At 64.4% G+C, this 25,336-nt stretch carries 22 protein-coding genes and 6 pseudogenes; 19 read left to right on the forward strand and 9 right to left on the reverse strand.

Features of this window, described 5'->3' with window-relative positions; all coding sequences use genetic code 11:
- The first annotated feature begins 1 nt into the window (after position 1).
- Positions 2-664, forward strand: a complete 663-nt coding sequence (locus tag CNE_RS08875; protein WP_041228392.1) for an anti-sigma factor family protein — start codon at positions 2-4, stop codon at positions 662-664.
- 158 nt (positions 665-822) lie between these two features.
- Positions 823-1,050 carry a hypothetical protein gene (locus tag CNE_RS08880; RefSeq protein WP_013956791.1) on the forward strand — a complete coding sequence of 76 codons (228 nt, stop codon included), beginning with the start codon at positions 823-825 and terminating at the stop codon, positions 1,048-1,050.
- Positions 1,051-1,363: 313 nt separating this feature from the next.
- On the opposite strand, the gene CNE_RS08885 is transcribed toward CNE_RS08880, so the two are convergent.
- Entirely contained in the window at positions 1,364-1,633 is a 270-nt protein-coding gene (locus CNE_RS08885) for a VOC family protein (protein ID WP_013956792.1), read from the reverse strand.
- Positions 1,634-1,765: 132 nt separating this feature from the next.
- Positions 1,766-2,926: an RNA-guided endonuclease InsQ/TnpB family protein gene (locus CNE_RS08890; RefSeq protein WP_049800573.1), complete on the reverse strand. Its 1,161-nt coding sequence runs from the start codon at positions 2,924-2,926 to the stop codon at positions 1,766-1,768.
- A 54-nt stretch (positions 2,927-2,980) separates the two neighbouring features.
- On the opposite strand from CNE_RS08890, the pseudogene CNE_RS39145 reads away from it, so the two are divergent.
- Positions 2,981-3,064, forward strand: a pseudogene (locus CNE_RS39145) (transposase); the annotation flags it as partial.
- An 88-nt stretch (positions 3,065-3,152) separates the two neighbouring features.
- Here CNE_RS39145 and CNE_RS42880 read toward each other — a convergent pair.
- Positions 3,153-3,281: pseudogene (locus CNE_RS42880) on the reverse strand (VOC family protein); the annotation flags it as partial.
- A gap of 83 nt (positions 3,282-3,364) precedes the next feature.
- Positions 3,365-5,062, reverse strand: a complete 1,698-nt coding sequence (locus CNE_RS08895) for an adenylate/guanylate cyclase domain-containing protein (protein WP_013956794.1) — start codon at positions 5,060-5,062, stop codon at positions 3,365-3,367.
- A 360-nt stretch (positions 5,063-5,422) separates the two neighbouring features.
- Here CNE_RS08895 and CNE_RS08900 point away from each other — a divergent pair, with 360 nt between their 5' ends.
- The 9 genes and pseudogenes from CNE_RS08900 (at position 5,423) to CNE_RS08930 (ending at position 13,532) form a co-directional block, all read left to right on the forward strand.
- Positions 5,423-6,367 (forward strand): metallophosphoesterase family protein, encoded by a 945-nt coding sequence (locus CNE_RS08900; RefSeq protein WP_013956795.1) that lies wholly within the window; start codon positions 5,423-5,425, stop codon positions 6,365-6,367.
- Positions 6,368-6,403: 36 nt separating this feature from the next.
- Positions 6,404-6,751: a cupredoxin domain-containing protein gene (locus CNE_RS08905; RefSeq protein WP_013956796.1), complete on the forward strand. Its 348-nt coding sequence runs from the start codon at positions 6,404-6,406 to the stop codon at positions 6,749-6,751.
- Between the two features lie 293 nt (positions 6,752-7,044).
- Positions 7,045-7,137, forward strand: a pseudogene (locus CNE_RS43025) (DUF3141 domain-containing protein); the annotation flags it as partial.
- Positions 7,138-7,285: 148 nt separating this feature from the next.
- Positions 7,286-7,483, forward strand: a complete 198-nt coding sequence (locus tag CNE_RS42705; RefSeq protein ID WP_080569539.1) for a putative sulfate exporter family transporter — start codon at positions 7,286-7,288, stop codon at positions 7,481-7,483.
- Between the two features lie 428 nt (positions 7,484-7,911).
- Positions 7,912-8,493 (forward strand): annotated as a pseudogene (locus CNE_RS08910) (TrkA C-terminal domain-containing protein); the annotation flags it as partial.
- A pseudogene (locus CNE_RS08915) lies at positions 8,489-9,061 on the forward strand (NAD(P)-dependent oxidoreductase); the annotation flags it as partial. The pseudogenes CNE_RS08910 and CNE_RS08915, both read left to right, overlap by 5 nt.
- A 965-nt stretch (positions 9,062-10,026) precedes the next feature.
- A complete protein-coding gene (locus tag CNE_RS08920; protein WP_013956802.1) occupies positions 10,027-11,007 on the forward strand; it encodes a quinone oxidoreductase family protein in 981 nt (326 codons plus the stop codon).
- Positions 11,008-11,016: 9 nt separating this feature from the next.
- On the forward strand, positions 11,017-11,865 hold the full coding sequence (locus CNE_RS08925; protein WP_013956803.1) for a TauD/TfdA dioxygenase family protein: 849 nt from the start codon (positions 11,017-11,019) through the stop codon (positions 11,863-11,865).
- Between the two features lie 20 nt (positions 11,866-11,885).
- Positions 11,886-13,532 carry a fatty acid--CoA ligase gene (locus tag CNE_RS08930; protein WP_013956804.1) on the forward strand — a complete coding sequence of 549 codons (1,647 nt, stop codon included), beginning with the start codon at positions 11,886-11,888 and terminating at the stop codon, positions 13,530-13,532.
- Positions 13,533-13,620: 88 nt separating this feature from the next.
- Here CNE_RS08930 and CNE_RS39160 read toward each other — a convergent pair.
- The 5 genes and pseudogenes from CNE_RS39160 to CNE_RS08950 all read right to left on the reverse strand — a co-directional run.
- Positions 13,621-13,833 (reverse strand): annotated as a pseudogene (locus CNE_RS39160) (VOC family protein); the annotation flags it as partial.
- A gap of 123 nt (positions 13,834-13,956) precedes the next feature.
- Positions 13,957-14,943 carry a Bug family tripartite tricarboxylate transporter substrate binding protein gene (locus CNE_RS08935; protein ID WP_013956805.1) on the reverse strand — a complete coding sequence of 329 codons (987 nt, stop codon included), beginning with the start codon at positions 14,941-14,943 and terminating at the stop codon, positions 13,957-13,959.
- Positions 14,944-15,066: 123 nt separating this feature from the next.
- The gene (locus CNE_RS08940; protein WP_013956806.1) at positions 15,067-15,777 is read right to left on the reverse strand and encodes a DsbA family oxidoreductase; all 711 of its coding nucleotides are present in this window, start codon (positions 15,775-15,777) and stop codon (positions 15,067-15,069) included.
- A gap of 61 nt (positions 15,778-15,838) precedes the next feature.
- Positions 15,839-16,042, reverse strand: a complete 204-nt coding sequence (locus CNE_RS08945; protein ID WP_013956807.1) for a DUF1289 domain-containing protein — start codon at positions 16,040-16,042, stop codon at positions 15,839-15,841.
- A gap of 70 nt (positions 16,043-16,112) precedes the next feature.
- A complete protein-coding gene (locus tag CNE_RS08950) occupies positions 16,113-17,168 on the reverse strand; it encodes a BKACE family enzyme (RefSeq protein WP_013956808.1) in 1,056 nt (351 codons plus the stop codon).
- A 173-nt stretch (positions 17,169-17,341) separates the two neighbouring features.
- Here CNE_RS08950 and CNE_RS08955 point away from each other — a divergent pair, with 173 nt between their 5' ends.
- The 7 genes from CNE_RS08955 (at position 17,342) to phaZ (ending at position 25,292) form a co-directional block, all read left to right on the forward strand.
- Positions 17,342-18,388: an AraC family transcriptional regulator gene (locus CNE_RS08955; RefSeq protein WP_013956809.1), complete on the forward strand. Its 1,047-nt coding sequence runs from the start codon at positions 17,342-17,344 to the stop codon at positions 18,386-18,388.
- 84 nt (positions 18,389-18,472) lie between these two features.
- Positions 18,473-19,471, forward strand: a complete 999-nt coding sequence (locus CNE_RS08960; RefSeq protein ID WP_013956810.1) for an AraC family transcriptional regulator — start codon at positions 18,473-18,475, stop codon at positions 19,469-19,471.
- A 244-nt stretch (positions 19,472-19,715) separates the two neighbouring features.
- On the forward strand, positions 19,716-21,518 hold the full coding sequence (locus CNE_RS08965) for an acyl-CoA dehydrogenase (RefSeq protein WP_013956811.1): 1,803 nt from the start codon (positions 19,716-19,718) through the stop codon (positions 21,516-21,518).
- Between the two features lie 59 nt (positions 21,519-21,577).
- Positions 21,578-22,042, forward strand: a complete 465-nt coding sequence (locus CNE_RS08970) for a MaoC family dehydratase (protein ID WP_013956812.1) — start codon at positions 21,578-21,580, stop codon at positions 22,040-22,042.
- A 225-nt stretch (positions 22,043-22,267) separates the two neighbouring features.
- Complete coding sequence (locus CNE_RS08975) at positions 22,268-23,899, forward strand: alpha/beta fold hydrolase (protein ID WP_148271630.1); 1,632 nt, start codon at positions 22,268-22,270, stop codon at positions 23,897-23,899.
- Positions 23,900-23,957: 58 nt separating this feature from the next.
- Complete coding sequence (locus CNE_RS08980; protein ID WP_013956814.1) at positions 23,958-24,389, forward strand: phasin family protein; 432 nt, start codon at positions 23,958-23,960, stop codon at positions 24,387-24,389.
- Between the two features lie 72 nt (positions 24,390-24,461).
- The gene (gene phaZ, locus CNE_RS08985) at positions 24,462-25,292 is read left to right on the forward strand and encodes a poly(3-hydroxyalkanoate) depolymerase (RefSeq protein ID WP_013956815.1); all 831 of its coding nucleotides are present in this window, start codon (positions 24,462-24,464) and stop codon (positions 25,290-25,292) included.
- Positions 25,293-25,336 lie beyond the last annotated feature (44 nt).

Below are 25,336 nucleotides of genomic sequence, written 5' to 3' on the forward strand. Positions count from 1 at the left end.
GATGGAAAACTCGCTGCACGGCATGCTGCACGACGGATCGCTCTATCACCGCGCGCCGGCGCATCTGCCTGCGCGTGTGCTGGCCCGACTGCCGCGCCAACCGCGTTCTCGCATGGCCCGCTTCACCTGGCCCACGCTTTCCTCCGGCGGCGCGCTGGCGTGGGCAGGCGGCGGTCTTGCCGGGGTAGCGGCCTCGGCGCTGGTGTTGGGCGCGCTCACCCTGGTGCGGCCGCCGCAGGCCGATGCACTGGGGCAGGCGATCGTATCGAGCCACGTGCGCGCGCTGTTGTCGCAGCACCCGATCGATGTGGTATCGACCGACCAGCACACAGTCAAACCGTGGTTCAACGGCCGGCTCGACTATGCGCCGCCGGTCACCGACCTCGCGGCGCAGGGCTTTCCGCTGGCAGGCGGCCGGGTGGACTATATCGACCGCCGCACCGTTGGCGTACTGATCTACCGTTACCAGCAGCATCCGATCGATCTCTACATCCTGCCGGCGACGAACGGCGCATCGGCACCGGCAAGCTATTCCACTGACGGATACGCGATTGCCCGCTGGCACCAGCACGGCATGAACTTCTGGGCCATCACCGATGCCGAGCCCGCGCACCTGCATGCCTTTGTACAAGCGCTCCGGGCCACGCAAAACGAGCAGGAATAAACCGCGCTCAGCCAGCGTCTTACTAGTGCACGGCGCACTGGTTTCCGCGGGATCCTGGATCGCCACGGAGACAGAGCGTCGTGCAGCACCAGGGCACAGCCCACGTGGCGACACGCTCTGTGCCTCGCGCCCTGGACTTACCGCATCTGGAGATTGTCATGAAAATCCTGATTCCGCTGGCTGCTGCCGCGCTGGCATCCTTCGCAGCCCAATCCTATGCCTTTGCTGGTCGCACCGACAGTACCTGCGCCGACTGCAATACCCACGTTGCCGGGCCTCGTGATCCGTTCACCAACGGCGCGAAGACAGGCAAATTCGATGTCTTCACGGACGGTGAGAAGGTCACGGACCCGCGCGATCCGTTCACCGACGGCGCTCACGCCTGAAATGCTGCCTTTGTGCCGCCGCCGCACGGTAACCGCTGTCGTGGGTTCCTGTGCGGCGTGCCGAACGGTCAGTTCTTCCACAACGGCGGCCTGTACCTGGGCGGCGGATCGCGCATGAAGCGTACTGTGGCGGAGCGACTGAAGTCATCGGGGACGAAGCTGTGCGTGCCGAGACGTGCCCAGATTGCGGCGACCCTGAGGAGGCATCGACCTGCTCCGTACTTTCCACCTTCCGATTGCGCACTTACACCCTTCGGCGGCAACCAAGTGCACCGGGCCTGCCGTTGCAGCAACGCATTGCATCGCCCAACCCTCAGAGACCATCTTTCCAGGCCCCATGCTGAAGTACCGCCCTGTAGCCGTCCGGATCCTCGAAAGTGAGCCCCTCCCGGTCCCAGTAAGGGTTGCGCGACGGCACGGCCTCGAAGCCCGCTTGCGGCATGCGCTCGACTGCCGCCTGCCACACCGCGTGGTCTTGAATATAGAACACGACAAGGTTGTCCTGCGTCGGCGCCCGCCCTGCGCCGTGCCCCCGGTGGTGTGTGAACTCAAAGTGATTGGGGCCCTGAGGGACCCCAAGCATGAGTCCTTGACATCCTCCCCGTCCTCAGCCTTCGGCTGCCGCCTTACGGCGGAAAGGACGAGGATTCCTACGGCGCTACGTGATGCTCTACGTAGTCACTTCGGTGGGTTCCTGCTTCGTAAAGCGGCTTGACTACGCCGACTCTCCACAGGCTGCAACGCGGTGCCCCCGCGCCAAAATGTTGATCGCGCCGACCACGTCGGCGTGATTCGCATAGCCGCATGCCACACAGGCGAAGCTCGCCTGGCTCTGCCGGTTCTCGGCAGATACATGCCCGCAGCAAGGGCACGTGCGACTGGTGTGCTGTGGCGGCACAGCTATTAGCCAGCCGCCATTCCACGCTAGCTTGTATTCCAGTTGACGCCCGAACTCGTACCAACCCTGATCGAGGATGGCCTTGTTCAGGCCGGACTTGGCCCTGACGTTCTTGCCCGGTTGCCCGCTTGAACCGGCCGCTGACTTGGACATGTTCCGTACCTTCAGGTCCTCGATACACACCATCGCTTGATTTTCGCTGATCGTGGTCGTGGCTTTGTGCAGGTAGTCGAGGCGGGCGTTACCGATGCGTGCGTGGATACGCTGGATTCGGGCCTTGGACTTCTTCCAGTTGTTGCTGAATTTCGTCTTGCGGCTCATCGCCCGCTGCGCACGGCGCAGTCTGGCTTCGTGCTTCCTAAAGCTGTTGAGCGGCGCGAGGAAAGTGCCATCGCTCATGGTGGCAAAGCGAGCGATGCCCATGTCGATGCCGATGGCGCTGGTGGCTTTCGGCACAGGTCGCTCGACCTTCCGCTCAGTCTGGATCGAAACAAACCACTTGCCGCCCGAAAGACTGACGCAGGCATTGCGTACCTCACCGAGTACGTCGCGGCTGTTCCTGTATCGCAGCCAGCCCAGCTTGGGCAAAAAGATACGCGAGTTGGTCTGATCAAGCTTGATTTGCTTCTGGTCGGGATAGCGGAAACTGTCGCCCAGACCCTTCTTCTTGAAACGCGGGAAGTCGGCCCGTTTTGCGAAGAAATTTGTGTAGGCCCGCTCCAAGTCCTTGAGCGTCTGTTGAAGAGGATGGACTGGTGCATCGGCCAGCCATGCTGTTTCCGTGCTGTTGCGCCACTCCGTGAGTTGCTTACACAGACCGGCATAGCTGAGCTTCTTTTCGCCTTGATCGTAACGCTGTTTCTGCAACGCCAGCGCCTTGTTATAGACGAACCGGCACGATCCGGCATAACGGCGCATGTTGCGCTGCTGCTCGCCGTTCGGCATCAATTCGTATTTGAAGGCTTGAAGACGCTGCATGGCCCAATCATACTCTTGGCCTATGAGCGACGACAATGACATTCGGCAGAGGACCTGCGCGACATATTTACCGGCGTTTGCGCAGATTTCGAAGCTGAACTGGTGGAGTTCGATGGGGAGGACGATCACGTTCACCTAACAGACGCCGCATTAGCCGCCGAAAGGACGCCGACGGCGTCCGCGCTATCCTTCTCCGGCCTAAAGGCCGAGGCTTGCCGCGCACCTGGTCAAAGCCTTCGTGATCTTCGAACTCCCCGAGGACCTGCAGACCCAGGCCGTCGCGATAGAACGGCAAGAGCGCCTTGATGTCGTCTGTTGGCCTGGCGACCCGCAGCTTGGAGGTGGGTATAGTCATGTTGCTCCTAATTTAGCTGGCAGCACGTCTGCCCGGTCACGGTCAGCGGCGGCGCCACGGGCGGCCGTGCCGGAGAGGCGCAGTCAGGCCCGAGGCATCTGTGCCGACTTGGACAGCACGCGGACAGTTACCGGCTCATCGCGGCCTCGCAGGCGTGCGGAAAGTTGCGGCAGGTCGGCGGCCAAAACGCCAGCATGCTGGAAGACCTGTTCTGAGACGATCGCCTCGCAAGCGAGCTCTTTTGTCAACTGCTCAAGTCTCGAGGCCACGTTCAACGGGTCACCAATCGCAGTGAACGCGACATGCTCGCGAAAACCAATCTGTCCCATTACCGCCCGGCCGCAGTGCAATCCAATGCCAAACCGGATCCTGGTCTGCAGTTGCTGCTCGAGTGCAACGTTGAGTTCGTCGATGCTGGATGCCACCAGCGGCACCGCGCTTAGCGCCTGACGACAGGCGGCGGACGGCTCGCCGCTTAAGCCAAAGATCGCGAGCACTGCGTCCCCCAGGAACTGGTTTGGCACGCCGCCTGCCTGGACTACTGCGGAGCAGACTGCACTCAAGAAGCGACTGACCACGAATAGGCTGTCGAACGGTAGTTGTGCCGCCGCAAGCTTCGTGGAATCCCGCATATCCACGAACATGAACGCCGCGAATTGCTCATGCGGCATGACGTCCCACTGGCGCCGTTGCAAGAAGGCCGTGGATGCAGCCGGTGGCACCAGTGGCCACACGGAGAGGTCGTGGGTCGGCCGCAACTGGCAGGCGAGGCGCACTGTCTGCGAATCCGCTCCCAGCCGCTCTAGAACACGCCGCTCTGCCTCGGCCGGCGGGGACAGCGGCACATCGCTGAGCACGCGTACCCGGCACAAGGTGCATCGGGCGCGGCCGCCGCAGGTGCTGGCATGGGGAACGCCGGCCATGCGGCTGGCCTCGAGAACCGAAAATCCGAGCGGCGCGAATACCTTTCGTCCGTCCGGATACAGCACGCAGACGCGCCCAACCCGGCGCTCCCGCACCGTGCGCACCAGCCGCGCTGCGAGCACCAGCAGCAGAGCACCACCAGCGAAGAGCAAAAAATCGTTGCGCAGCTCGATAAGCCAGAGATTTTGCAGCTCTGTTCCGATAACCGTCGGCCGGGTCGCCGCCGCGCGCCAGACGGGATCCTGTGCAAGCGCCATCACTTCCCGTCCGCCCTGCAAGAAGCCTAGCAGCGCGAGCACCGGGAGCAGCACGGCGATGCTCAGCAGCACGCTCCGCCACGCAGCAAACCATGGTTTCAACCGCAACCAGAACCAGATGCCGTAACACCCGTGCAGCCAGGCGACCACCAACAGCATCAGCTGCACACGACCGAAGAACGGTGAGGTGATCCAGAACGAATACAGCAACTGTGCGTAACCCTTGTTCAGGCCGAACGCGGCAAAGGCGACCCGCGTATTGACAACATGGTTGGCTAGCAGCGGCGGTATGCACAAGCCGAGGACGAGTTGCGCGACCTCACCTGGCGTCCAGTTCAGCGAGCGCCGTTCGTATAGAGCCCACAGACCCAGGAAGAAATGCATCACCAGCGCGCTGTACAGTACGGCCGTTCCGAGCCATCCCTGCCAGATGAACTTCTGCACAAGCAGATCACGCTCCAGCCATGCGAGCGAGATATTCCCCAGCGAGTGATTCAGGAGGTGCGTCCCTACGTAAGTGAACAACACCAATCCGGTGGCCAGCCGGACCGTTCTGACACCCGCGGGCCGCAATCGTTGAAGATAGGGAAAGCGCGACATGCTCGACTCTCCAAGCTCTCGATGCGCCAGTCTTGATTACCCATCGCAACAAGCCGCACCCGATCAACATCCATGTGACCGAGCCACGATGCGTGCGCCGTGCTTCACCTATACGGGCAGCGAGTTGTCACCTCGGCCACCAGATTGCCGCAGGAATGAACTACAGGGCGATTACCAATGCCGGCCAAGCTGAACGCTTCATAACGGACCTGCGTGCGCATCCTGCTTCCGGGCCGACGCAGTGCGGTGCTTACGGTGGAATAAAACGGATGGCTTGACAGTCTAGCACTTGAACCCAATCGAGAGGGCCCGTCGGATAGTCCGGCGATCTACCTCTCTAACCTTAATCGTGAGGGCATTATGTCGTCAGATCTTCCATCCGATTCGTCGCGCCGCGCCGCGTTGAAGTGTCTCGCCTTCGGTGGTGCGGGGACCGTCTTTGTCTTGGCCGGCGGTGTTTTCGCGCCGGTGGAGTTGGCCATTGCCGCCTCAGGGAAGGACCCTTCAGTTGCCGCGGGGGTCCCCCTTTTCCTGCAGATCAGCGACACCCATATTGGCTTCAATAAGGAAGCCAATCCCGACGTAGCGGGCACGCTCAAGAAGACGATCGACTACGTCAACGCCATGCCGATCAAGCCGGCGCTGACGATTCACACCGGCGACATTACGCATCTTTCCAAGGCGGAAGAGTTCGACCACGCGGCCCAATTGATGTCGGGCCTGAATATCACCGAGTTCCATACCGTACCTGGCGAGCATGATGTGACCGATGGGCCCGGGACGGAGTACTTCAACCGTTTCGGTCAAGCCTCTGGCAATAGGGGCTACTACAGCTTCGACCACAGGGGCGTGCACTTCATCGCCTTGGTCAACGTGATGCATTTCAAGCCGAACGGTTTGGGGGGCTTGGGCGACGACCAACTCGCATGGCTGAAAGCGGATCTGAAGGAGCGCTCAACCAGCACACCGATCGTCGTCTTCGCTCACATGCCAATGTGGACGATCTACCAACCGTGGGGTTGGGGCACCGGCGATGCCGGTGAGGCAATGAGCAATCTGAAGCGCTTCGGTTCGGTCACTGTCTTGAACGGCCATATCCACCAGATTGTGTCGAAGGTGGAGGGCAATATCACCTTCCATACGGCGCGCTCGACGGCCTATCCGCAACCGACGGCCGGCAATGGTCCCGGACCCATGCCGCTGACGGTACCGCGCGATCAGCTTTCCAAGATGCTTGGCGTGACCAGCATCAAGATCTTGCGCCACCCGCTCACAGCGACGCTTGCCGACACAACGCTCGCCTGAATTGCCACGTACTGCTCACCAGCCAGGACCCGCATCATGCTAACGACTATCTTTCGCCGCGCCTATGTCGTCCCCCTCGGGGCCGGTATGCTCATGGCGGCATTGGTTTTCGAGTTCTCCGTCGCGCAAGCTCAGCAGACTAATGTCGTCGTTGTGAAGAACTTCACGTTCTCGCCGATGTCGCTCAAGATCAAAGCCGGCTCGACCGTGACCTGGAAAAATCTCGATGGCGAACCGCACACGGTTGTCGACGACGCCGGTCTGTTCCACTCCAGCGCGCTCGATCAGAACGACACGTACAAGTTCAGGTTCGATAAACCAGGTGTCTACAAGATCTTCTGCGGGATACACCCGCATATGAAGGCGACAATCAGCGTCCAGTAGGTGCGCTCTACAGGCTTTGGCGCCGCACATGACTTCCCCTCCTGTTCAGATTGATGGACGCGATCGTTATCGCGGGACGGGGAAGTCGTTAATATTTGATGAGCTCGCGTATTGCAGGTCCGCGGCTGCCCCCTGATCGGGCCGTAGAAAAATCGGGTCTCACACTGAGTTAATAATTTGTCATCCTGTCAACGCGATTGAGGCGTTCCTCGCCGCGCTCGCCGCCACGCTGACCCATTGAATACCGCATGGCATCCTTATCACGGCCGAGTTACCCGCGCAGCGGCTGAGGCGGCCCGGGCATCGGCGGCTTCAAGGACGACTCGCAGGTGGGCGTGGCCTTGCGTGCCGGCCATCCGGTCTATTTCGTCATCTTCTTTCGCGATCGCGGCGCCGACGCGATGACCGCCACAACCGCTGACTAAGGGAGCGACATATTCATCGCCGGCTCCCCGGAGGCAACGTAGCGCGTTCGGGAGACTGGGTCGCCGGCTGGAGGCGGAACAGGCCACCGACGCACGGCAGCAGGCGGAGGTGGCCGCGAGCGTTGGTTCGCATGCGGGTCAGGGGACGTCTCAGTGGTGCTCGGTCATGGCCATGGCCGCGATCGGAATGAAAACCCACATGAAGGATATCCTGACCGTGGGCTGGAAGCCCGTGGCTTTGATGGTGCTGGAGACCCTTTTCCTGGCGGTGCTGTTCTATGGAATGTTGGTCTGGATGCGTTCCTAGGCTCGATTGGTTAGCGCGCGGTTGGCCGCAGCATGTGGGCGAAAGCGAGGCCGGCGCTGCCGTAAGGCGGAGACAGGGCTTGGCAGAAGATTTGTGTTTAGAGGTGCCAACCGCCTGTTTGACCGCTTCTACCATGCCGACGGGGCGCGCAGCGACAGCCCGGCAGAGCCTCGGGCTGGGACTGGCCATCGTCAAGGGACCGCCACCAGCACGGCGGCCGCTTGTTCGCCCAGGTGGGACCTCACGCGATGCGGATCGGGATGATGCTGCCGGTCAGCCCGGCGGTGCCCGAAGCGACCCGCTCGCGCGTCCCGCCGCAGGCTGACGGAGGGCCGATTGCAGGTTTGGCAGAGTTGGGAAGTTTGGTAGCCCCGCTGCCGCGCCGCTTCAATTCTTGAATTCGTGCGGCGCATCGTATATTTTCGAGGCCGGACGGGGTGGCGATTGCCGCCGTGCGTCGCGCCCACCACAACCAGCCGTCCGCCGACGACCTGGTCCTGCAGGCCAACGATGTGCTGCTCGCGATCGCCACCGACCCGGCCGTGCTGCGTGAAGCAACCTCGCTGTGCGGGGAACTGCAGCCGGGCCACATGGCGAGCCATCGCGAAGACCTGGACTATATGCGCGTGTTCGCCTCAAGCCGCCTCGTGGTAGGGCACACGCTGCGCGATATCCGTTTTCCCGAAGGCATGGTCTGCTCGATCGCCCACGTGCGGCGCGGCGATGCCGACCTGATGCCCAGCGACGACCTCATCCTCGAGTTCGGTGACCGCGTCGTCCTGCTGGTCAATCGCGCCCACATGAAGCCGATTCACGTGCTGTTCGGCGACTCCATCAAGGGCACCGCCGAACTGAGCTTTATCTCGATCGGCATCGGCGCGGCCCTCGGGCTCCTGGTGGGGCTGATCCCGGTGCCGATTCCCGGCCTCGGCACGCTGGCGCTGGGGCTCGCCGCGCTGCTGCTGGTCGCCCTCGTGCTCGGCCGTGTGCGTCGTCTCGGGCCGCTACTCGCCCAACGCGGTCGCCGAGCACGCGGCGGCCCTGCTGATGGCGGTCAACCGCAAGATCCACCGAGCCTACAACCGCACGCGGGACTTCAATTTCTCGCTTGAAGGCCTGATGGGCTTCGACCTGTGCGGCAAGACCGTGGCCGTGTGAGAAATCGGCGCAAGCGCGGACTGCATCTCGCTGCACTGCCCGCTCACGCCCGAGACCCATCACATCATCAACGCCGAAACGCTGTCGCGCGCCAAGCCGGGAGCCTTGTTCATCAACACTAGCCGCGGCGGGCTGATCGACACGGAAGCAGTCATCGAAGCGCTCAGGAGCGGGCAACTCGGCGGGCTGGCGATCGACGTGTACGAGCAGGAGGCGGACCTGTTCTTCCGCGACCTGTCCGGCACCATCGTCGACGACTCCGTGCTGCAGCAGCTAATCACCTTTCCTAACGTGATCGTGACCGGGCACCAAGCCTTCCTCACGCGCGAGGCCGTGACGACCATTTGCGAAACAACCTTGCGCAGCGTGACGGAGTTCGAAAGCGGCAAGTCGCTCACGAACGAAGTCGGCGCCAGTTGAACACGGCTGTCGGCCTCATGTCGCGCCCCGCTAATGGCTTAAACCGCTCCCCGAAAAGCCCGCCGCGCAATCCACGATCGCGCGCACTCGAGACGCCAGATGCCGGGAGAACGAATACAGCGCCACCGGCAAATCTGGCCACCGCCACGGCGCCAACAACTGCGACCAGCCGGCCAGCACGGATCGTGCAGCGTGCCGTGCGCGGCTAGCGAATCGGGACTGGCACACAGCACCTCCGGCACATCCGCCAACCGCTGACCACCAGCGACGAATCGCGCGGATACCCGCGCGATTCGTCGCAGTAGATCCCATCGCCCAGCAGGTCGACCAGCCGGGTCGCCGCTGGTGACCAGCAAGTCGAGCTGGGGATAACGGTCGCAGTACCAGGACGTGCTGCTCGAAGCGGCGCCCTGGCAGCGTGCGGCCGCTTGCTCCATCCCACGAATCGGTGCTGGCCTGTTCAGCATGACAGTGGCCGCGTGGGGTAAGGCGATGTCTAGAAATATTCTTGCCACTGCGGGGTCGGCTTGCCATCTTGTAGCGCTATTGCGGTTGCGAAACATCCACGGGGCAGATCACCGTCGAAAAGGACCCACAGCCTCGAAATGACTAGCATGTGCGGCGGCGGCAATGTCATTGTGCGCGGCAGGGCAGTTATCTCCGGAATGATTGCCGGCGACTTGCTGGTCGACGGGGGAACGGTAGAACTGCGCAGCATGGTGAAAGGCTCTGTGTACGAAGGCAGCGGCCAGTTCCACGGTGGGCCGACTGCGCAAATCATGGGAAAGCGCATCAGGCGATCCGTGGCAGCGTAAGACCCGGCCTCTGGCCACGGCTTCTGTAGCGCTTGGCATGAAATGCAAAGTCGATGGAATCTGTTGCAAAGCGCCGGCACGCGCCCGGTTCTACATTGGTCTCCATACGCGGCGCACCTCGCGCCGCCCTTGACCCAGGAGACTAAAGCTGTGGAAAAAATTGTCCGGATGTACGAGATCGGCGGGCCGGAAGTGCTGCGCTATGAAAGCACTGAAGTGGGCGACCCCGGCCCCGGCCAGGTACGCATCCGCCACGTGGCGGTTGGCCTGAACTATGCAGATACGTATTTCCGCAACGGGACTTACCGCGTGCCGCTGCCTTCGGGCATGGGCGTGGAAGCGGCTGGCGTGGTGCAGGCGATCGGCCCGGACGTCACCAATGTTGCCGTCGGCGATCGCGTGACCTATACCGGCTTCATCAATACCCTGGGCGCGTACAGCACCTCGCGCCTGGTGCCCGCCGCAGCGCTGATCCGCCTGCCTGAGACGATCAGCTTCGAGACCGCGGCGGCCATGACCATGCGCGGGCTGACCTCGGCTTACCTGATGCGCCGTATCCACGCCTTCAAGGCAGGCGACAGCATCCTGCTGCACGCCGCGGCCGGTGGCGTGGGTCTGATCGTTTCGCAGTGGGCCAAGCTGCTGGGCCTGACCGTGATCGGCACGGCTTCCTCCGAAGCCAAGGCCGAGGTGGCGCGGGCGCACGGCTGCGATCATGTCATCAACTACAGCCATGAAGACGTGGCGGAGCGGGTGCGCGCGCTGACCGATGGCGTCGGCGTGTCGGTGGTGTTCGACAGCGTGGGCAAGTCGACCTTCATGGCGTCGCTGGATTCGCTCAAGCGGCGCGGCACCATGGTGTGCGTAGGCACCGCCTCGGGCCCGATTCCTCCGTTCGACCCGGTGCTGCTGGCCATGAAGGGCTCGTTGTTCCTGACACGTCCTGCGCTGGCGGACTACATCGCCGACCCGGCCGAAAAGGCCGAACTGGCCGGCGAACTGTTCGATCACGTCGGCGCGGGCCGTATCCGCATCGAGATCAACCAGCGCTATGCCCTGGAAGATGCGGTGCAGGCACACCAAGACCTGGAGTCGCGCAAGACCACAGGCTCTTCGATCTTCGTCATCTGAGGCAACGCCATGCAAGTCCAACAAACTACCTGCGCGCTTGGCGCCGAACTGAGTGGTGTCGACCTGGCCGATGCGATTCGCGACGACGGCCTGTTTGCCGAGATCCGCGCCTTGCTGCTGGAGCACCGCGTTCTGTTCCTGCGCAACCAGCAGTTCAGCCGCGCCGAACATGTCGCCTTTGCCCAGCGCTTTGGCCAGCTGGAAGACCATCCCGTCGCCGGCAGCGATCCCGAGCACCCGGGCCTGGTCCGCATCTACAAGACCCCGGACCAGCCCAACGACCGCTACGAGAACGCCTGGCACTCCGATGCCACCTGGCGCGAAGCCCCGCAGTTCGGCGCCGTGCTGCGCTGCGTGGAATGCCCGCCAGTTGGCGGCGACACTATGTGGGCCAATATGGCGCTTGCCTATGAGCGCCTGCCTGCGTACATCAAGGAGCAGATCGCCGACCTGCGCGCGCGCCACAGCATCGAGGCCTCTTTTGGCGCGGCGATGCCGATCGAGAAGCGCCTGGCGCTGAAGGCCCAGTATCCCGACGCGGAACACCCGGTGGTGCGCACGCACCCGGATACCGGCGAGAAGATCCTCTATGTGAACGCCTTCACCACGCATTTCACCAACTACCACACGCCTGGGCGGGTGCGCTCCGGCCAGGACGCCAATCCGGGCGCGGGCGACCTGCTGCGCTACCTGGTCAGCCAGGCGTATATCCCCGAATACCAGGTGCGCTGGCGCTGGGAACCCAACTGCGTGGCGATCTGGGACAACACCGCCACCCAGCACTACGCCGTGATGGACTATCCGCCTTGCCACCGCAAGATGGAGCGCGCGGGCATTATCGGCAGCAAGCCGTACTGATGGACAAGGCAGGACAAGCAATGCAAGACAACCTGATTACGGCCGCACAGTCGGCCTACGCTTACCCGCTGCTGGTCAAGCAGCTCCTGATCAACTCGGTCAGTCTCTACGGCGACCAGGAGATCAGCTACCGCGGCCAGATGCGCTACACCTTCCGCGATTTCCGCGGCCGCATCGGCCAGCTGGCCTCGGCGCTCACCGCGCTCGGTGCCGGCCACGGGACCACCGTGGCGGTGATGGACTGGGACAGCCATCGCTACCTGGAGTGCTACTTCGGCGTACCCATGATGGGCGCGACGCTGTTCACGGTGAACGTGCGGCTGTCGCCCCAGCAGATCCTGTACACGCTGAACGACGCCGGCGCGGACGTCGTACTGTTCCATGCGGACTTCGCGCCGGTGCTCGAGCAGATCCGCGGCGAGCTGACCTGCAACCCGCGCTTCGTGCTGATGGCCGACGGCCAGGACGCACCGGCGCTAACCTTGCCGCTGGCGGGGGAGTATGAGGCGCTGCTCGACGACGCGTCGCCCGACTTCGAGTTCAGGGACTTCGACGAGAACACCAAGGCCGCGACCTTCTACACCACCGGCACCACCGGCGATCCCAAGGGCGTCTGCTACAGCCACCGCGAGATCGTGCTGCACACGCTGGCATCGGCAACCAGCCTGTGTTCGCCGCGCGAGGGCCAGCGCATGCATCGTGAAGACGTCTATATGCCGATCACGCCGATGTTCCACGTGCTGGCATGGGGCATCCCGTACATTGCCATGATGCTGGGCCTGCGTACCGTACTGCCGGGCCGCTACGCCCCGGATGCGCTGCTGAAGCTGCGCGAGACCGAGAAAGTCACCTTCTCGCACTGCGTGCCGACCATCCTGCAGATGCTGCTGCAGTCCGCGCAGGGCAGCGCGCAGGACCTGTCGGGTTGGAAGATCATCATCGGCGGCTCGGCGCTGCCGCCCGCGCTGTGCGAGGCGGCGCTGGCGCGGGGCATCGACATCTTTGCCGGCTACGGCATGTCCGAGACCGGCCCGATCGTGTCGCTGGCCCAGATTCCGCCGGGTTGTACGCCCAGGGACCGCGCCGAGGAAGTCCGCATGCGCTGCTCGACCGGCCGCCCGGTGACGCTGGTGGACTACCGCATTGTCAGCGAAGACATGCAGGACTTGCCGCGCGACGGCAAGAGCCGCGGCGAGATCGTGCTGCGCGCGCCGTTCCTGACCAAGGGCTATTTCGGCAAGCCGCAAGCGTCGGAAGACCTGTGGTCGGGCGGCTTCCTGCATACCCAGGATGTCGCGGTGATGGGCGAGGACGGCTTCGTGCAGATCGTCGACCGTATCAAGGACGTCATCAAGACTGGCGGCGAATGGGTGTCTTCCATTGAAGTGGAGAACCTGATCACGGAGGTGCCGGGGGTGCAGGAATGCGCCGTGATCGGCGTGCCAGATGCGAAGTGGGGCGAGCGGCCGATGGCCTTCGTGGTGCGCAAGGCGGGCGCCGAAGTCAAGGCCGAGCAGATCCGCGACCAGCTGATGGCGCACGCGGATTCGCGCCGGATCAGCAAGTATGCCGTACCGGAGGCCGAGCGCATCACCTTCATTGAAGCGATCCCGAAGACCAGTGTCGGCAAGATCAACAAGAAGCAGCTGCGCGAAGACGCAGCCTGAAGGGTAGTAAAGGGAATTCGCGGCAGTCCTCGGGCGGGGACTGCCGCTTTTTTTTGCTTTATCGCCGATCGGTGTTTGACATGAGGGGCTAGGCCTCGGGTTGGTGGCAGACTACTTCGATGTTGTGCCCGTCCGGACCAATGACGACCGCTGCATAGTAGTTTGCGTGGTAGTGCGGTCGCAGGCCAGGCGCACCGTTGTCCTTGCCACCCGCCTCCAGAGCCGCGCGATAGAAAGCTTCGACTTGCTGCCGAGTCTCGGCCGCGAACGCCAGGTGAAGATGCGCCGGCTTTTCCTCGGGAGGGGTATAGCTTGCGTGATGGCTGGGGGAGAACCCGCGACGGTGGGTTCTTTCGCGCGCGTCACGGGCAAAAGCAAAGCGCCTCCCGAAGGAGGCGCACTGGCTGCCGGCGTGTGGCCGGGGTCAGGGCTGGATATTGAAGGTCTTTACGATCGCAGCATTGCGCTCAAACTCGGCATTCAGGGACTGGTTCAGTTCCGACAGCGTCTGCTCGCGCATCGGCTCATAGCTCAATGCCTGCATCCGTTCCTGCACCTTGGGCGTTGCCGCCGCCTTGTAAGTGGCGGCCTGGATCTTCTGCGCCAGCTCTGCGGGCACGCGCGCCGAGGCAATCACGCCGACCCAGTTGCTGAACTCCACATCCGGATAACCCAGCTCCGCGAAGGTCGGCACCTGGGGCAGCAGCGGCGAGCGGTTCTTTGAAGCCACGGCATAGGCTTGCAGCTTGCCGGCCTTGATCATCGGCAGCGAGGTCACCATGCCGTCGTACATCAGCGCGATCTGGCCGCCCATCACCTGGGCCAGCGCCGGCGAGGAGCCGGCAAAGGGAACGTGCGCAAGGTCGAGCCCGGCCTTCTGGTTCATGATCACGCCGGCATAGTGGGATGCGGTGCCGGCGCTATAGGAGGCAAAGCTCAGCTTGCCAGGGTTGGCATGCACGTAGTTCACTAGGCTCTTGAAGTCCTTGGCGGGCAGGGACGGCGCGCCCACCAGCAGCAGGCGCGAGCGTGCCACCGCGGCCACGGGCCGGATATCCTTCATCGTGTTGTACGGCGTCTTGAGCACGTGGGGGACTTCAGTCAGCACATTGGTGGCCGTCACCATGATGGTCTGGCCGTCAGGCGGTGCCTGCAGCATGGCGCTGATGGCGATGCCGCCGCCGGCGCCCGGCTTGTTGTCGACCACGACCGGCTGGCCGAGATCCTGCGACAGCTGGTCGGCCAGAAGGCGGGCAATCACGTCCATGGTGCCGCCGGCAGGGGCCGGCACCAGCATGCGTACAGGCTTGTTGGTCCACGCCATGGCCGAGGGCATGGACAGGGCCATGACGGCGCTGACGGCGGCTAAGGCGGCGTGGCGCAGGCGAAAAAGGGCAGGGCGTTGAGGCATCTGTGTCTCCGTTGAAAGTCTAGGGTATGGATACGCCCATGCCAGCCTTCTTGTCGGGGGCAGTTACACGGGATATTGCAGAAAAATCGAGGCGTGGGCGCAATGCCGCCGTCGCCAGGGTATTCAGGCGGTGGCCCGGGTGGCGCGCTGCTTCGCGCGCGCCAGCGTGTGCAGCATGGCTTCCAGCAGCGCGGCGGGAGGCCGCGCGCCAGACACGCTGCGGGTGCCGTCGAAGATAAAGTGCGGCACGCCTAGTCCGGCACGCAATACCGGTTCTTGCGGGCCGCCGAGTGACGGCAGCCAGTCCAGGTCACGGTGTGCATCCGCATCGGGTTGAGCCGGGACCTGATCCGGAATCGCGACGCCGCAGGTCGCGGCGGCCTGTCGCAGCACGCGCGGATCACCGATGTTCTCGGCGCGCAGGAAGTAGCGCGTGAACAGCTCGTCGATCAGCGCAGCGGCCGCGTCTGCCCCTGCCTGTTGCCGGGCAAGGCGTACCAGGCGATGGGCCAGCAGGGTGTTCGGGAAGGTCTCGATGCGATCCAGTGCCAGGGTGAGGCCGGCATCTTGTGCCGCGGCACAGACCTGTGCCTGGCGTGCCGCCACTGCCTGGGGGCTGCCCAGGCGTGCCACATAGAAGTCGCGGTAGGGCAGGCCGGCCGGCGGCATGGCCGGAATCAGCGGATAAGAACGCCATTCCACCTGCACGGCGACGTCGGGACGCTCCCGCCCGAGCAAGGCGATGGCGCTTTCCAGGTGCTTCTTGCCGATCAGGCACCAGGGACAGATCAGGTCGAAATAGGCCTCGACCGAAAGCGTGGACGGATGGTTCATGGCAGCAGCTTCAAGACGCCAGCCGGCGAGCCCGGCGCAGGCCGCAGCAGGCTGTGGAATATCAGGGGGTGGGCGCCGGGGCGCGGCTGCGCCACGACTGGCGCGCCGGCAGCGAAGCCATGACCTCGGCGCGCTCTGCGTCGGTCATCTGCGCCCAGCGGCCGATCTCGACCGCAGTCCTGCCGCAGCCCTGGCAATACTTGCCAGCGAGGTCCATGCGGCAGATGTTCAGGCATGGATTGATGACGGAGAGGGGCGGGTTCATGGCTTGCAAGGTAAGTTGGACGACGGTGCGGCGGCAGGCGCTTGCGCCCGCTGCCGCACCGGTGCGCGCGTCAGGCCGCGCGCAGGGGCAGGTTCTTCTGGCCGGCCTTGCGGTTCGGCGCCATGCCGTGCGCGGCCAGGGTTTCGTCGGCGCTGTCGTACCAGGTGCCGATGCGGTAGATCTCGCGGGCTTCCTTGCCCGAGGCGATCTCGCGGCCCAGTTCCTTGGCCACGCGCACGCACTGCTCGATCTGCTGCACGGAAGTCATGCGGTTGCCGTGCTGGTCGATGATGGTGTCCTCGATGCCGCAGCGCGGGTGCAGGCCCATTGACATCGCCATCATGTTGAACGGAAGCACGTTCTTCAGCAGCGATTCCGCGGTCAGCGTGCAACCGTCCGGCGCGCGGTGCACGAAGTTGAAGAAGTTGAACGGGTTGGGACCGTCAAAGCCGCCGCCGATGCCGATCCAGGTCAGGTTCAGCGGGCCCTTGTAGTGGCCTGCGCGCACCATGCGCTCCAGCGTTTCCATGGCATGGATGCCGGTAAGCTGGAAGTGCGGCTGGATGCCTGCGTTGCTCAGGCGGCGCAGGTGCTCTTCCACCCAGCCCGGGCCGGCCGGCACCGTCATTTCGCGGTAGGCAGCCTGGTAGGCGGGATGCTCCAGCGAGGTACCCTTCAGGTATTCGGGGTATAGCAGCTCCATGATGTTCATCTGCGTGGTGTTGATCGCCACGGTCACCTGGTCCGGCTTCGGATCCAGTTCAGCCAGCATGTGGCGGGTATCGTCCGACAGCCACTTGGCCGCCTGGCCGTCGTCTTCCGGCGCGAAGGAGATGGAGCCGCCCACCTGGATGATCATGTCCGGCACCGCGGCGCGCACGCCGGCGATCAGTTCGTTGAACTTGGACAGGCGCTTGGAGCCCTTGCCGTCCAGTTCGCGCACGTGCAGGTGCAGCACGGTGGCGCCGGCGTTGTAGCAATCCACGGCCTTCTGGATTTGATCTTCCATCGTCACCGGAATATCTTCCGGGAAATCCGCGGGCATCCACTCGGGGCCGTACGGCGCCACGGTGATGACCACCTTGTCCTGGTTTTCGGGGTGCAGGGAATCGTCGAGGAATTGCACAGTTGCTCCTGGTATGTTGTGGGCGGACCGCCTGGATTGCCGCCTGCCTGGCGGCACCTGACGGTCGCGTTTGCGGTATCAAGTTCAGTGGCTGAAGTATCGTGTATCGACACGCGGCGATTTGACGATCCGGGACGAACGATTTACATTTCGGGACAGTCAGGGAAAACACGATGTCCTACTACCTTCGCAGCGCCAGCCTCACCAACTATGTGGAAGTCGCCCGCGCGGTAGGGCTCGACCCGCACCAGCAACTGCGCGCGGCCAGCATCGGCCGCGACGTCCTGCTGGACCCCGATATCCGCATCCCGGCGGGGCTGGTGGGCCGCTTGCTGGATGCGTCGGCGCGCGCTTCGCAGGCGGACGACTTCGGCCTGCGCATGGCGGAGTTGCGCCAGTTCTCCAACCTCGGGCCGCTGGCCTTCGTGGTGCGCGAGCAGCCCACGCTGCGCCGGGCGCTGGAGTCCATGGTGCTTTACATGGGCCTGCAGAATGAGGCGCTCGCGATGCGCCTGGAAGAGGCCGAAGGCCTGGTGATGATCCGGCTGCAGATCCTGAGCGAGCAGCCCGGCACGCTGCGCCAGGCCACTGACCTGGCCGTCGGGGTGATGTACCGCATGCTCAGCCTGTTTCTCGGGCCGAGCTGGCGGCCGCGCAGCATCTGCTTCACGCATGCCGCGCCCGCCAGCCTGGCTACCTTGGCGCGCGTGTTCGGCATGCCGGCGTTGTTCAACCAGGACTTTGACGGCATCGTCTGCGTGGCATCGGACCTGGACGCGCCGCTGCCTTCCTATGACCCGGTGATGGCGGGGCAGGTGCAGCGTTATCTCGGCACCTTGCTCGCGCAGGCAAACAGCACCATGGCGGACAAGGTGCGCAAGCTGGTCTACGTGCTGCTGCCGGGCGGCATGTGCTCGGTTGATCGCGTGGCGCAGCATCTTGGCGTGGACCGCCGCACGGTACACCGGCGCCTGTTGCAGGAGGGCACCACGTATTCGCAGATCCTCAATGAGGCGCGCGCGGGGCTGGTGATCGGCTATATCGAAAACCCGGAGCGGCCGCTTTCGGAAGTGGCCACGCTGCTGGGATTTTCCTCGCTGAGTGCGTTTTCGCGCTGGTTCAGCGGGCAGTTCGGCTGCAGCGTGTCGAAGTGGCGCACGCAGCAGCAGGCGCAGGAGCGTGTGACGGACATCGCGGAGCCGGCGCAAGGACTGCTCTAGGCATCGATCCGCATTTCCATCGCGCACACGCTGTGACAGAATGCGCCGTCACCTTCTCTCCGGCATGCACTGCCTGCGCCCCGCGTGAACGGCCTGTCCGCTACCGTCCCAATCTCTGTCGTCAATGGCTTCCTGGCCGGCGCCGATCCCATGGCGATCGCGCGGCTGGCCGAGTGCTCAGGCATTGCCGGTGAGTTGCTGGCCGAGCCGGCCGCACGCGTCACGCAGGAACAGTTTTCTACGCTGTACCGCCTGCTCGCCAAGGAGGCCGACGATGAAATGCCGGGCATCTTCAGCCGGCCGCTGCGCAATGGCACGCTCAAGTACCTGTGCCTGAGCTTGCTGGATGCGCCAAGGCTGGAGGTGGCGCTGCATCGCTTCGGCCAGTTCTTCCACCTGATCCTCGATGACTTCCGCATCGAGTCGCGGCGCGATGGTGGGTCAGGCTATGTGGAGCTGGTAGACAACCCGGCCGGCCCCGCCGTCAGCGTGCTGGGGCGGGAACTGATGCTGAAGCTCGTGCATGGCGTGGCGTCGTGGCTGATCCGCCAAAAGATCCCGCTGCAGGCAGTGGAGTTCCAGTTTCATCACTCGCCGCTGGCCGGCGACCATCTCTACCTGTTTCCCGGCCCGGTGCATTTCGGTTGCCGCCAAAACCGCATCGGCTTCGATGCGGCTTACCTGGACATGCCGGTGCGCCAGCGCAAGCCGGATCTGGAGAAGTTCCTGTCGCGCGCGCCCGAGGACTGGATCTTCGTTTCCTTTGCCGAGCAGATGAGCTCCCACCGGGTCAGGCAATACGTGGCCGAGTGCCTGCCGGTGTCGCCCACCATCGAGGCGGTGGCCCATGCGTTGCACTGTTCGGTGCGCACGCTGTGCCGGCGCCTGTCGGCGGAAGGCACTTCCTTCCAGGCGATCAAGGACGACGTGCGGCGCGATATCGCCATCCAGCGCCTGACGCGCTCCGAGGATCCCATCGCGGCCATTGCCTTCGATGTGGGCTTCGACAATCCCACCGCATTCCATCGCGCCTTCCGCCACTGGACCGGCAGCACCCCCAACGCCTACCGGCGCGCGCTATAGGCCCGCCTGCACGGCTGGCAAAGCTGGACGGCGACTGACAAATCTGGCCACATTACCTGGCTCTTGCGACGCACGGCGGGCGCGCAGGGCTGCTGCCGCGCAAAGCGGCAGGATTTGTCAGTGAATGGGCAGGTTTGGGTATCAGCCTTTGTGCGTGCCGCTACTACGATCGGCACATAACGTTGCAGTGCCACCGGTTAGTGAATCGGATTCCGGCGCTGTGAACATCGCACAGAGGCCGAGAATGAGCTACACCGCACCTACCAAAGACATCCTGTTCGTCATCCGTGAACTGGCCGGACTGACAAAGATTGCCAGCCTGCCTGGCTATGAAGACGCCACCCCCGACACCGTCGAAGCCGTGATCGGCGAAGCCGCAAAGTTCCACGGCGAGGTGATCGCCCCCCTCAACGTTGCCGGCGACAAGCAACCCAGCAGCTGGCATGACGGCGAAGTCAGGACCACCCCCGGCTTCGCGGAAGCGTTCCGCCAGTTCGGCGAGGGCGGCTGGCAGGGCATCGTGCACCCGGTCGAGTTTGGTGGCCAGGGCCTGCCCAAGCTGGTCGGCACGCCGTGCATGGAAATGATGAACGCGGCCAACCTGTCGTTCGCGCTGTGCGCCATGCTGACCGACGGCGCGATCGAAGCGCTGCTCACCGCTGGCTCCGACGAGCTGAAGCAGCGCTTCCTGCCGCGCCTGATCGCCGGCGAGTGGACCGGCACCATGAACCTGACCGAGCCCCAGGCCGGTTCCGACCTGGCGCTGCTGCGCACGCGCGCCGAGCCGCAGGCTGACGGCAGCTACAAGGTCTTTGGCACCAAGATCTTCATCACCTACGGCGAGCACGACATGGCGGACAACATCGTCCACCTGGTGCTGGCGCGCACGCCGGGCGCGCCCGAGGGCGTGAAGGGCATCTCGCTGTTCGTGGTGCCGAAGTTCCTGGTCAACGACGACGGCTCGCTGGGGGCGCGCAATGACGTGCAGTGCGTGTCGATCGAACACAAGCTCGGCATCAAGGCCAGCCCGACCGCGGTGCTGCAGTTTGGCGACCATGGCGGTGCCATCGGTTACCTGGTCGGCGAGGAGAACCGCGGCCTGGAGTACATGTTCGTGATGATGAACGCAGCGCGCTTCGGCGTGGGCGTGCAGGGTATTGCCATCTCCGACCGTGCCTACCAGCAGGCGGTGGCCTATGCGAAGGATCGCGTGCAAAGCCGCCCGGTCGATGGCTCGTCGCGCGAGGCGGTGGCCATCATCCATCATCCCGACGTGCGCCGCATGCTGACCGAGATGCGCGCGCTGACTGAAGGCGCGCGAGCACTGTCGCTGGTGGCGGCTGCGTACTCGGATCTTGCCCACCACGCACCGGATGCCTATACGCGGGCACAGTTCAAGTCAGCCTACGAGTTCCTGGTGCCCGTCATCAAGGGCTGGAGCACGGAGATGTCGCTGGACGTGACCAGCCTGGGCGTGCAGGTGCACGGCGGCATGGGCTTTATCGAGGAGACCGGTGCCGCCCAGCACTTCCGCGACGCCCGCATCCTGCCGATCTACGAGGGCACTACCGCCATCCAGGCCAACGACCTGGTGGGCCGCAAGACCGTGCGCGATGGCGGCCTGGCCGCGCGCGCCATCCTGGCCGAAGTCGACCAGACCATCGATGCGCTCAGGGACTGCGCCGGTAGCGGCGCGGATGCGGCATGCAGCGCCATGTTCGTGCAACTCGGCTACGCGCGCATGGCGCTGGGCCGGGCCGTCGACTTTGTGCTGGAGAACGCGGCCAAGGAGCCGAACGCGGTGTTTGGCGCAAGCGTGGCCTACCTCAAGCTGGCCGGCATCGTGCTGACGGGCTGGCAGATGGCGCGCGCGCTGGTCGTGGCGACGCACAAGCGCAGCGAGGACGAAGCGTTCTACGCCGCCAAGATCGCCACCGCTGAGTTCTTCGCCAAGCAGATCCTGCCGCGCGCCGCGGCGCTGGAAGCGGCCATTACCGGTGCGTCGGGCGAGGACGGTTTCCTGAACCTGGACGAATCCCGGTTTTGAAACCCAAACTGTGGCGCAACGCGGCACGGGCAAAAAGATCAATCAATGTAGGAGGCCGTATGGCAATCGAGAACTACCGCATGGCGACGCTCAACGCGTTCGTCGGCAAGGAACTGGGCGTGTCCGACTGGGTGGAAGTGGACCAGGCGCGCATCGACGCATTCGCGCAATGCACCAACGATAAGCAGTGGATCCACGTTGACGTGGAGCGTGCCGGCAAGGAAAGTCCGTTCGGCGGCACCATCGCCCACGGCTACCTGACGCTGTCGCTGGTGGCAGGCCAAATGCAAGAGATGGGCGTGATCCCGGCCGATGCCAGCGCCGCAGTCAACTACGGACTGGAAAAGACGCGCTTCCTGGCACCGGTGAAGGCGGGCTCGCGCGTGCGCAATCGCGTCAGCCTGTTGGCTGCAGACAACAAGGGCGGCGGCCGCGTGCTGCTGCGCACGGAAAACACGATCGAGATCGAAGGCGAGGCCAAGCCCGCGCTGGTGGCGGAAGCCCTGGCGCTGCTGGTCGCCTGAAGCAATGAGCAAGACAGTAGTAGCAAGGAATAAGGCGGGAGACGCAGGATGACGAGGGTCAGCAGTACGAGAGAGCAGGGCAGCAAGGGCGGCAGGACCGGCAGGGCGAAGGTCGTTATGGCCAAGATCGATAGCGCCAAGGTCGATAGGGACGATAGTGCGGATCAGGCTGCAGCCGTGAGCGCGGCCACCGCGGTGGCGTCCATCGAACGCATGCCGGACATGATGGCCGGCCCCAACCCCTTCGTGGGCCTGCGCCTGGAAGACCTGGTCAGCACTGCGCAGCAGATCGGCGCGCAGTGCCTGCAGGAGCCGGTGCTGGTGCTTGAGCAGCAGGCGCAGCTGGCGCAGGACCTGGTCAGCGTGCTGGACGGCTCGGCCCCGTTGCCGTCGGCGCGCGACCGGCGCTTTGGCGACCCGGTCTGGCAGGACAACCCGCTGTACCGCATGTCGCTGCAGGGCTACGAGACCTGGCGCAATTTCATCAGCGGCTTTGTCCGGCGCTCGGTCATGGACGAGCGCAGCAAGCACCGCGCGGAGTACTTCACCTCGCTGGTTGCCGATGCGCTGGCACCGACCAACACGCTGCTGGGCAACCCGGCGGCGCTCAGGAAAACTGTGGAGTCAGGCGGCATGAACCTGATCAGCGGGTTGACCAACCTGGTCACCGACACCCTGACCAACCGCGGCATGCCCGCCCAGGTGGACAAGGAAGCGTTCAGTGTTGGCAAGAACCTGGCCACCACGCCGGGCGTGGTGGTGTTCCGCAACGATGTGCTGGAACTGATCCAGTACACGCCGTCCACCGAGAAGGTCCACTCGCGGCCGCAGCTCATCGTGCCGCCGCAGGTCAACAAGTTCTACGTGTTCGACCTGGCGCAGGGCAAGAGCATGGTGGAGTACCTGCTGGCCCAGGAACTGCAGGTATTCATCGTGAGCTGGCGCAACCCCACGGCAGCGCATCGCGACTGGGACATGGATACCTATGTCCGAGCGCTGGTCGAAGCCATCCACGCCATCCGCGACATCACCGGCAGCCCTAACGTGAACCTGCACGGCGCCTGCTCGGGCGCGATGACGATGTCGGCGCTGATGGGCTACTGCGCCGCGAGCGGCGAGAAGCTGGTGCATGCGGCCACGCTGATGGTGTCGGTGTTCGGGCTGGATGCCCAGTCCCAACTTGGCCTGTTCAGCACGCCCGAAGCCGTCACGGCCGCCCGGCAGGGCAGCCAGGCGCGCGGCGTGCTCGACGGCGAGGAGCTGGGTCGGGTCTTTGCCTGGCTGCGCCCCAATGACCTGGTGTGGAACTACTGGGTCAACAACTACCTGCTGGGCAATGCGCCGCCGGCCTTCGATGTCCTCTACTGGAACAACGACACCACGCGGCTGCCGGCCGGCCTGCATGGCCAGTTCCTCGACATGCTCACACTGAACCAGCTGGCCACGCCGCGCACGCTGCGCGTGCTGGGCCACGCCATCGACCTGTCCGAAGTCCAGTGCGACAAATACGTGCTGGCCGGCATGACCGACCACATCACGCCGTGGAAGGCCGTGTACCGCTCGGTGCGCGCCTTTGGCGGACGCACGGAGTTCGTGCTCAGCTCCAGCGGGCATGTCCAGAGCCTGATCAACCCGCCCGGCAACCCCAAGGCGAAGTTCTTCCGCAACGACGCCACCGAGGGAGACCCGGAGACCTGGCTGGAAGGCGCCACGGCCACCCAGGACTCGTGGTGGCAGCACTGGAGCCAGTGGCTGAAGAAGCGCTCCGGGCCGAAGTGCAACGCCCCGGCCAGCCCCGGCAGCCTGCAATACGCGCCTTGCGGCGAGGCCCCTGGCCTTTACGTGTCTGAAGCGTAGTCCACCGGCCCCACGGGGCCATCGTTTTCTGCAACCCAACCTGTCAGGAGAAATAAAGATGGAATCGACCAACACCGCGGGCACGTTGTCCGCACACACCGCCCCGCACAAGAAGCTGTTTGACTTCGTCAAGCAGAACCGCCTGGACCCAGCGGCTATCCTCGAATCGCGCCGCAAGGACATCGAGGCCCTGGCCGGCGTGAATATCGCGCTGCTGGCCGGCCTGCAGTCGCTGGTGCGCCAGCAGGGCGAATACCTCTGCGAGACCGCCGCCGACCTGCAGGCGCTGGCCCGTGGCGGCAAGGATGCCGACGGCCAGGCGGCCAAGGTCTCTGAAGTGCTGCCGCGCTCGCTGCACAAGGCCGTGAACGGCCTGCGCGGCCTGACCGACACCGTGTACAAGACCCAGGCCGACAGCATTGCCGCAGTAGGCCGGCGCATCGCCGAGAACGTCGAGGAAGTGAAGGGCATCCTGCGACCCAGGCAGTAAGCACCGGGGTGCACGGCCACGATCGCAGCGATCGCGGCCGTGCCTTCGCGCCAACGACTCCAGGACAGCTTGATGACAATAAGCAATGCCGGCATCAGCGCCGGCCACATGCAGGTCCAGACTGTAGATCTGGACGGGCAGCAACTCAGGGTCGGCATCCGGCCCGGCAGCGACGCGGGTCCGCCGCTGCTCATCTTCAACGGCATCGGCGCCAACCTCGAACTGATCGAGCCCTTCGTCGATGCGCTGGTGGGCGTGGAAGTCATCATCTTCGACGTTCCCGGCGCCGGCGGCTCCCCCGCGCCGCTGATGCCTTACCGCTTCTCCAACCTTTGCGTGCTTGCCGACAGGCTGCTGTCGCACCTTGGCTATGCGGGCCAGGTCGATACGCTCGGCGTGTCGTGGGGTGGTGCGCTCGCGCAGGAATTCGCGCGGCTCTATCCGCAGCGTTGCCGCCGCCTGGTGCTGGCGGCAACGTCGCCCGGCGTGCTCATGGTGCCGGGCAGGCTGTCGGTGCTGTCGAAGATGATCGGCGTGCGCCGCTACAGCGATCCGGAGTACCTGCGACGCGTTGGCGCCGACCTCTACGGCGGCGCCTTCCGCGACGATCCTGCACTGCTCGACGAACATGGACGGCACATGCAACCGCCACGGGGACGTGGCTACCTCTACCAGCTGCTGGCGGCCTGGGGCTGGAGCAGCCTGCCGTGGCTGGGCGCGGTCAGGCAGCCCACGCTGGTGATGCACGGCGCCGACGATCCCATCGTGCCGCTGGTCAATGCCAGGATCCTCGCCGCCCGAATCCCCAATGCGGAATTGCACGTACTCGACGACGGGCATCTCTTCCTCGTGACCGGCGCGGAGAACACCGCGCGCGTCGTCGGCGCCTTCCTGCGCCGCTAGACCCTTACTCAAGCCGCGGCACGTCCGCGGCTTTTTCTTGCTCC

The organism is Cupriavidus necator N-1, assembly GCF_000219215.1.
Lineage (GTDB): Bacteria > Pseudomonadota > Gammaproteobacteria > Burkholderiales > Burkholderiaceae > Cupriavidus > Cupriavidus necator.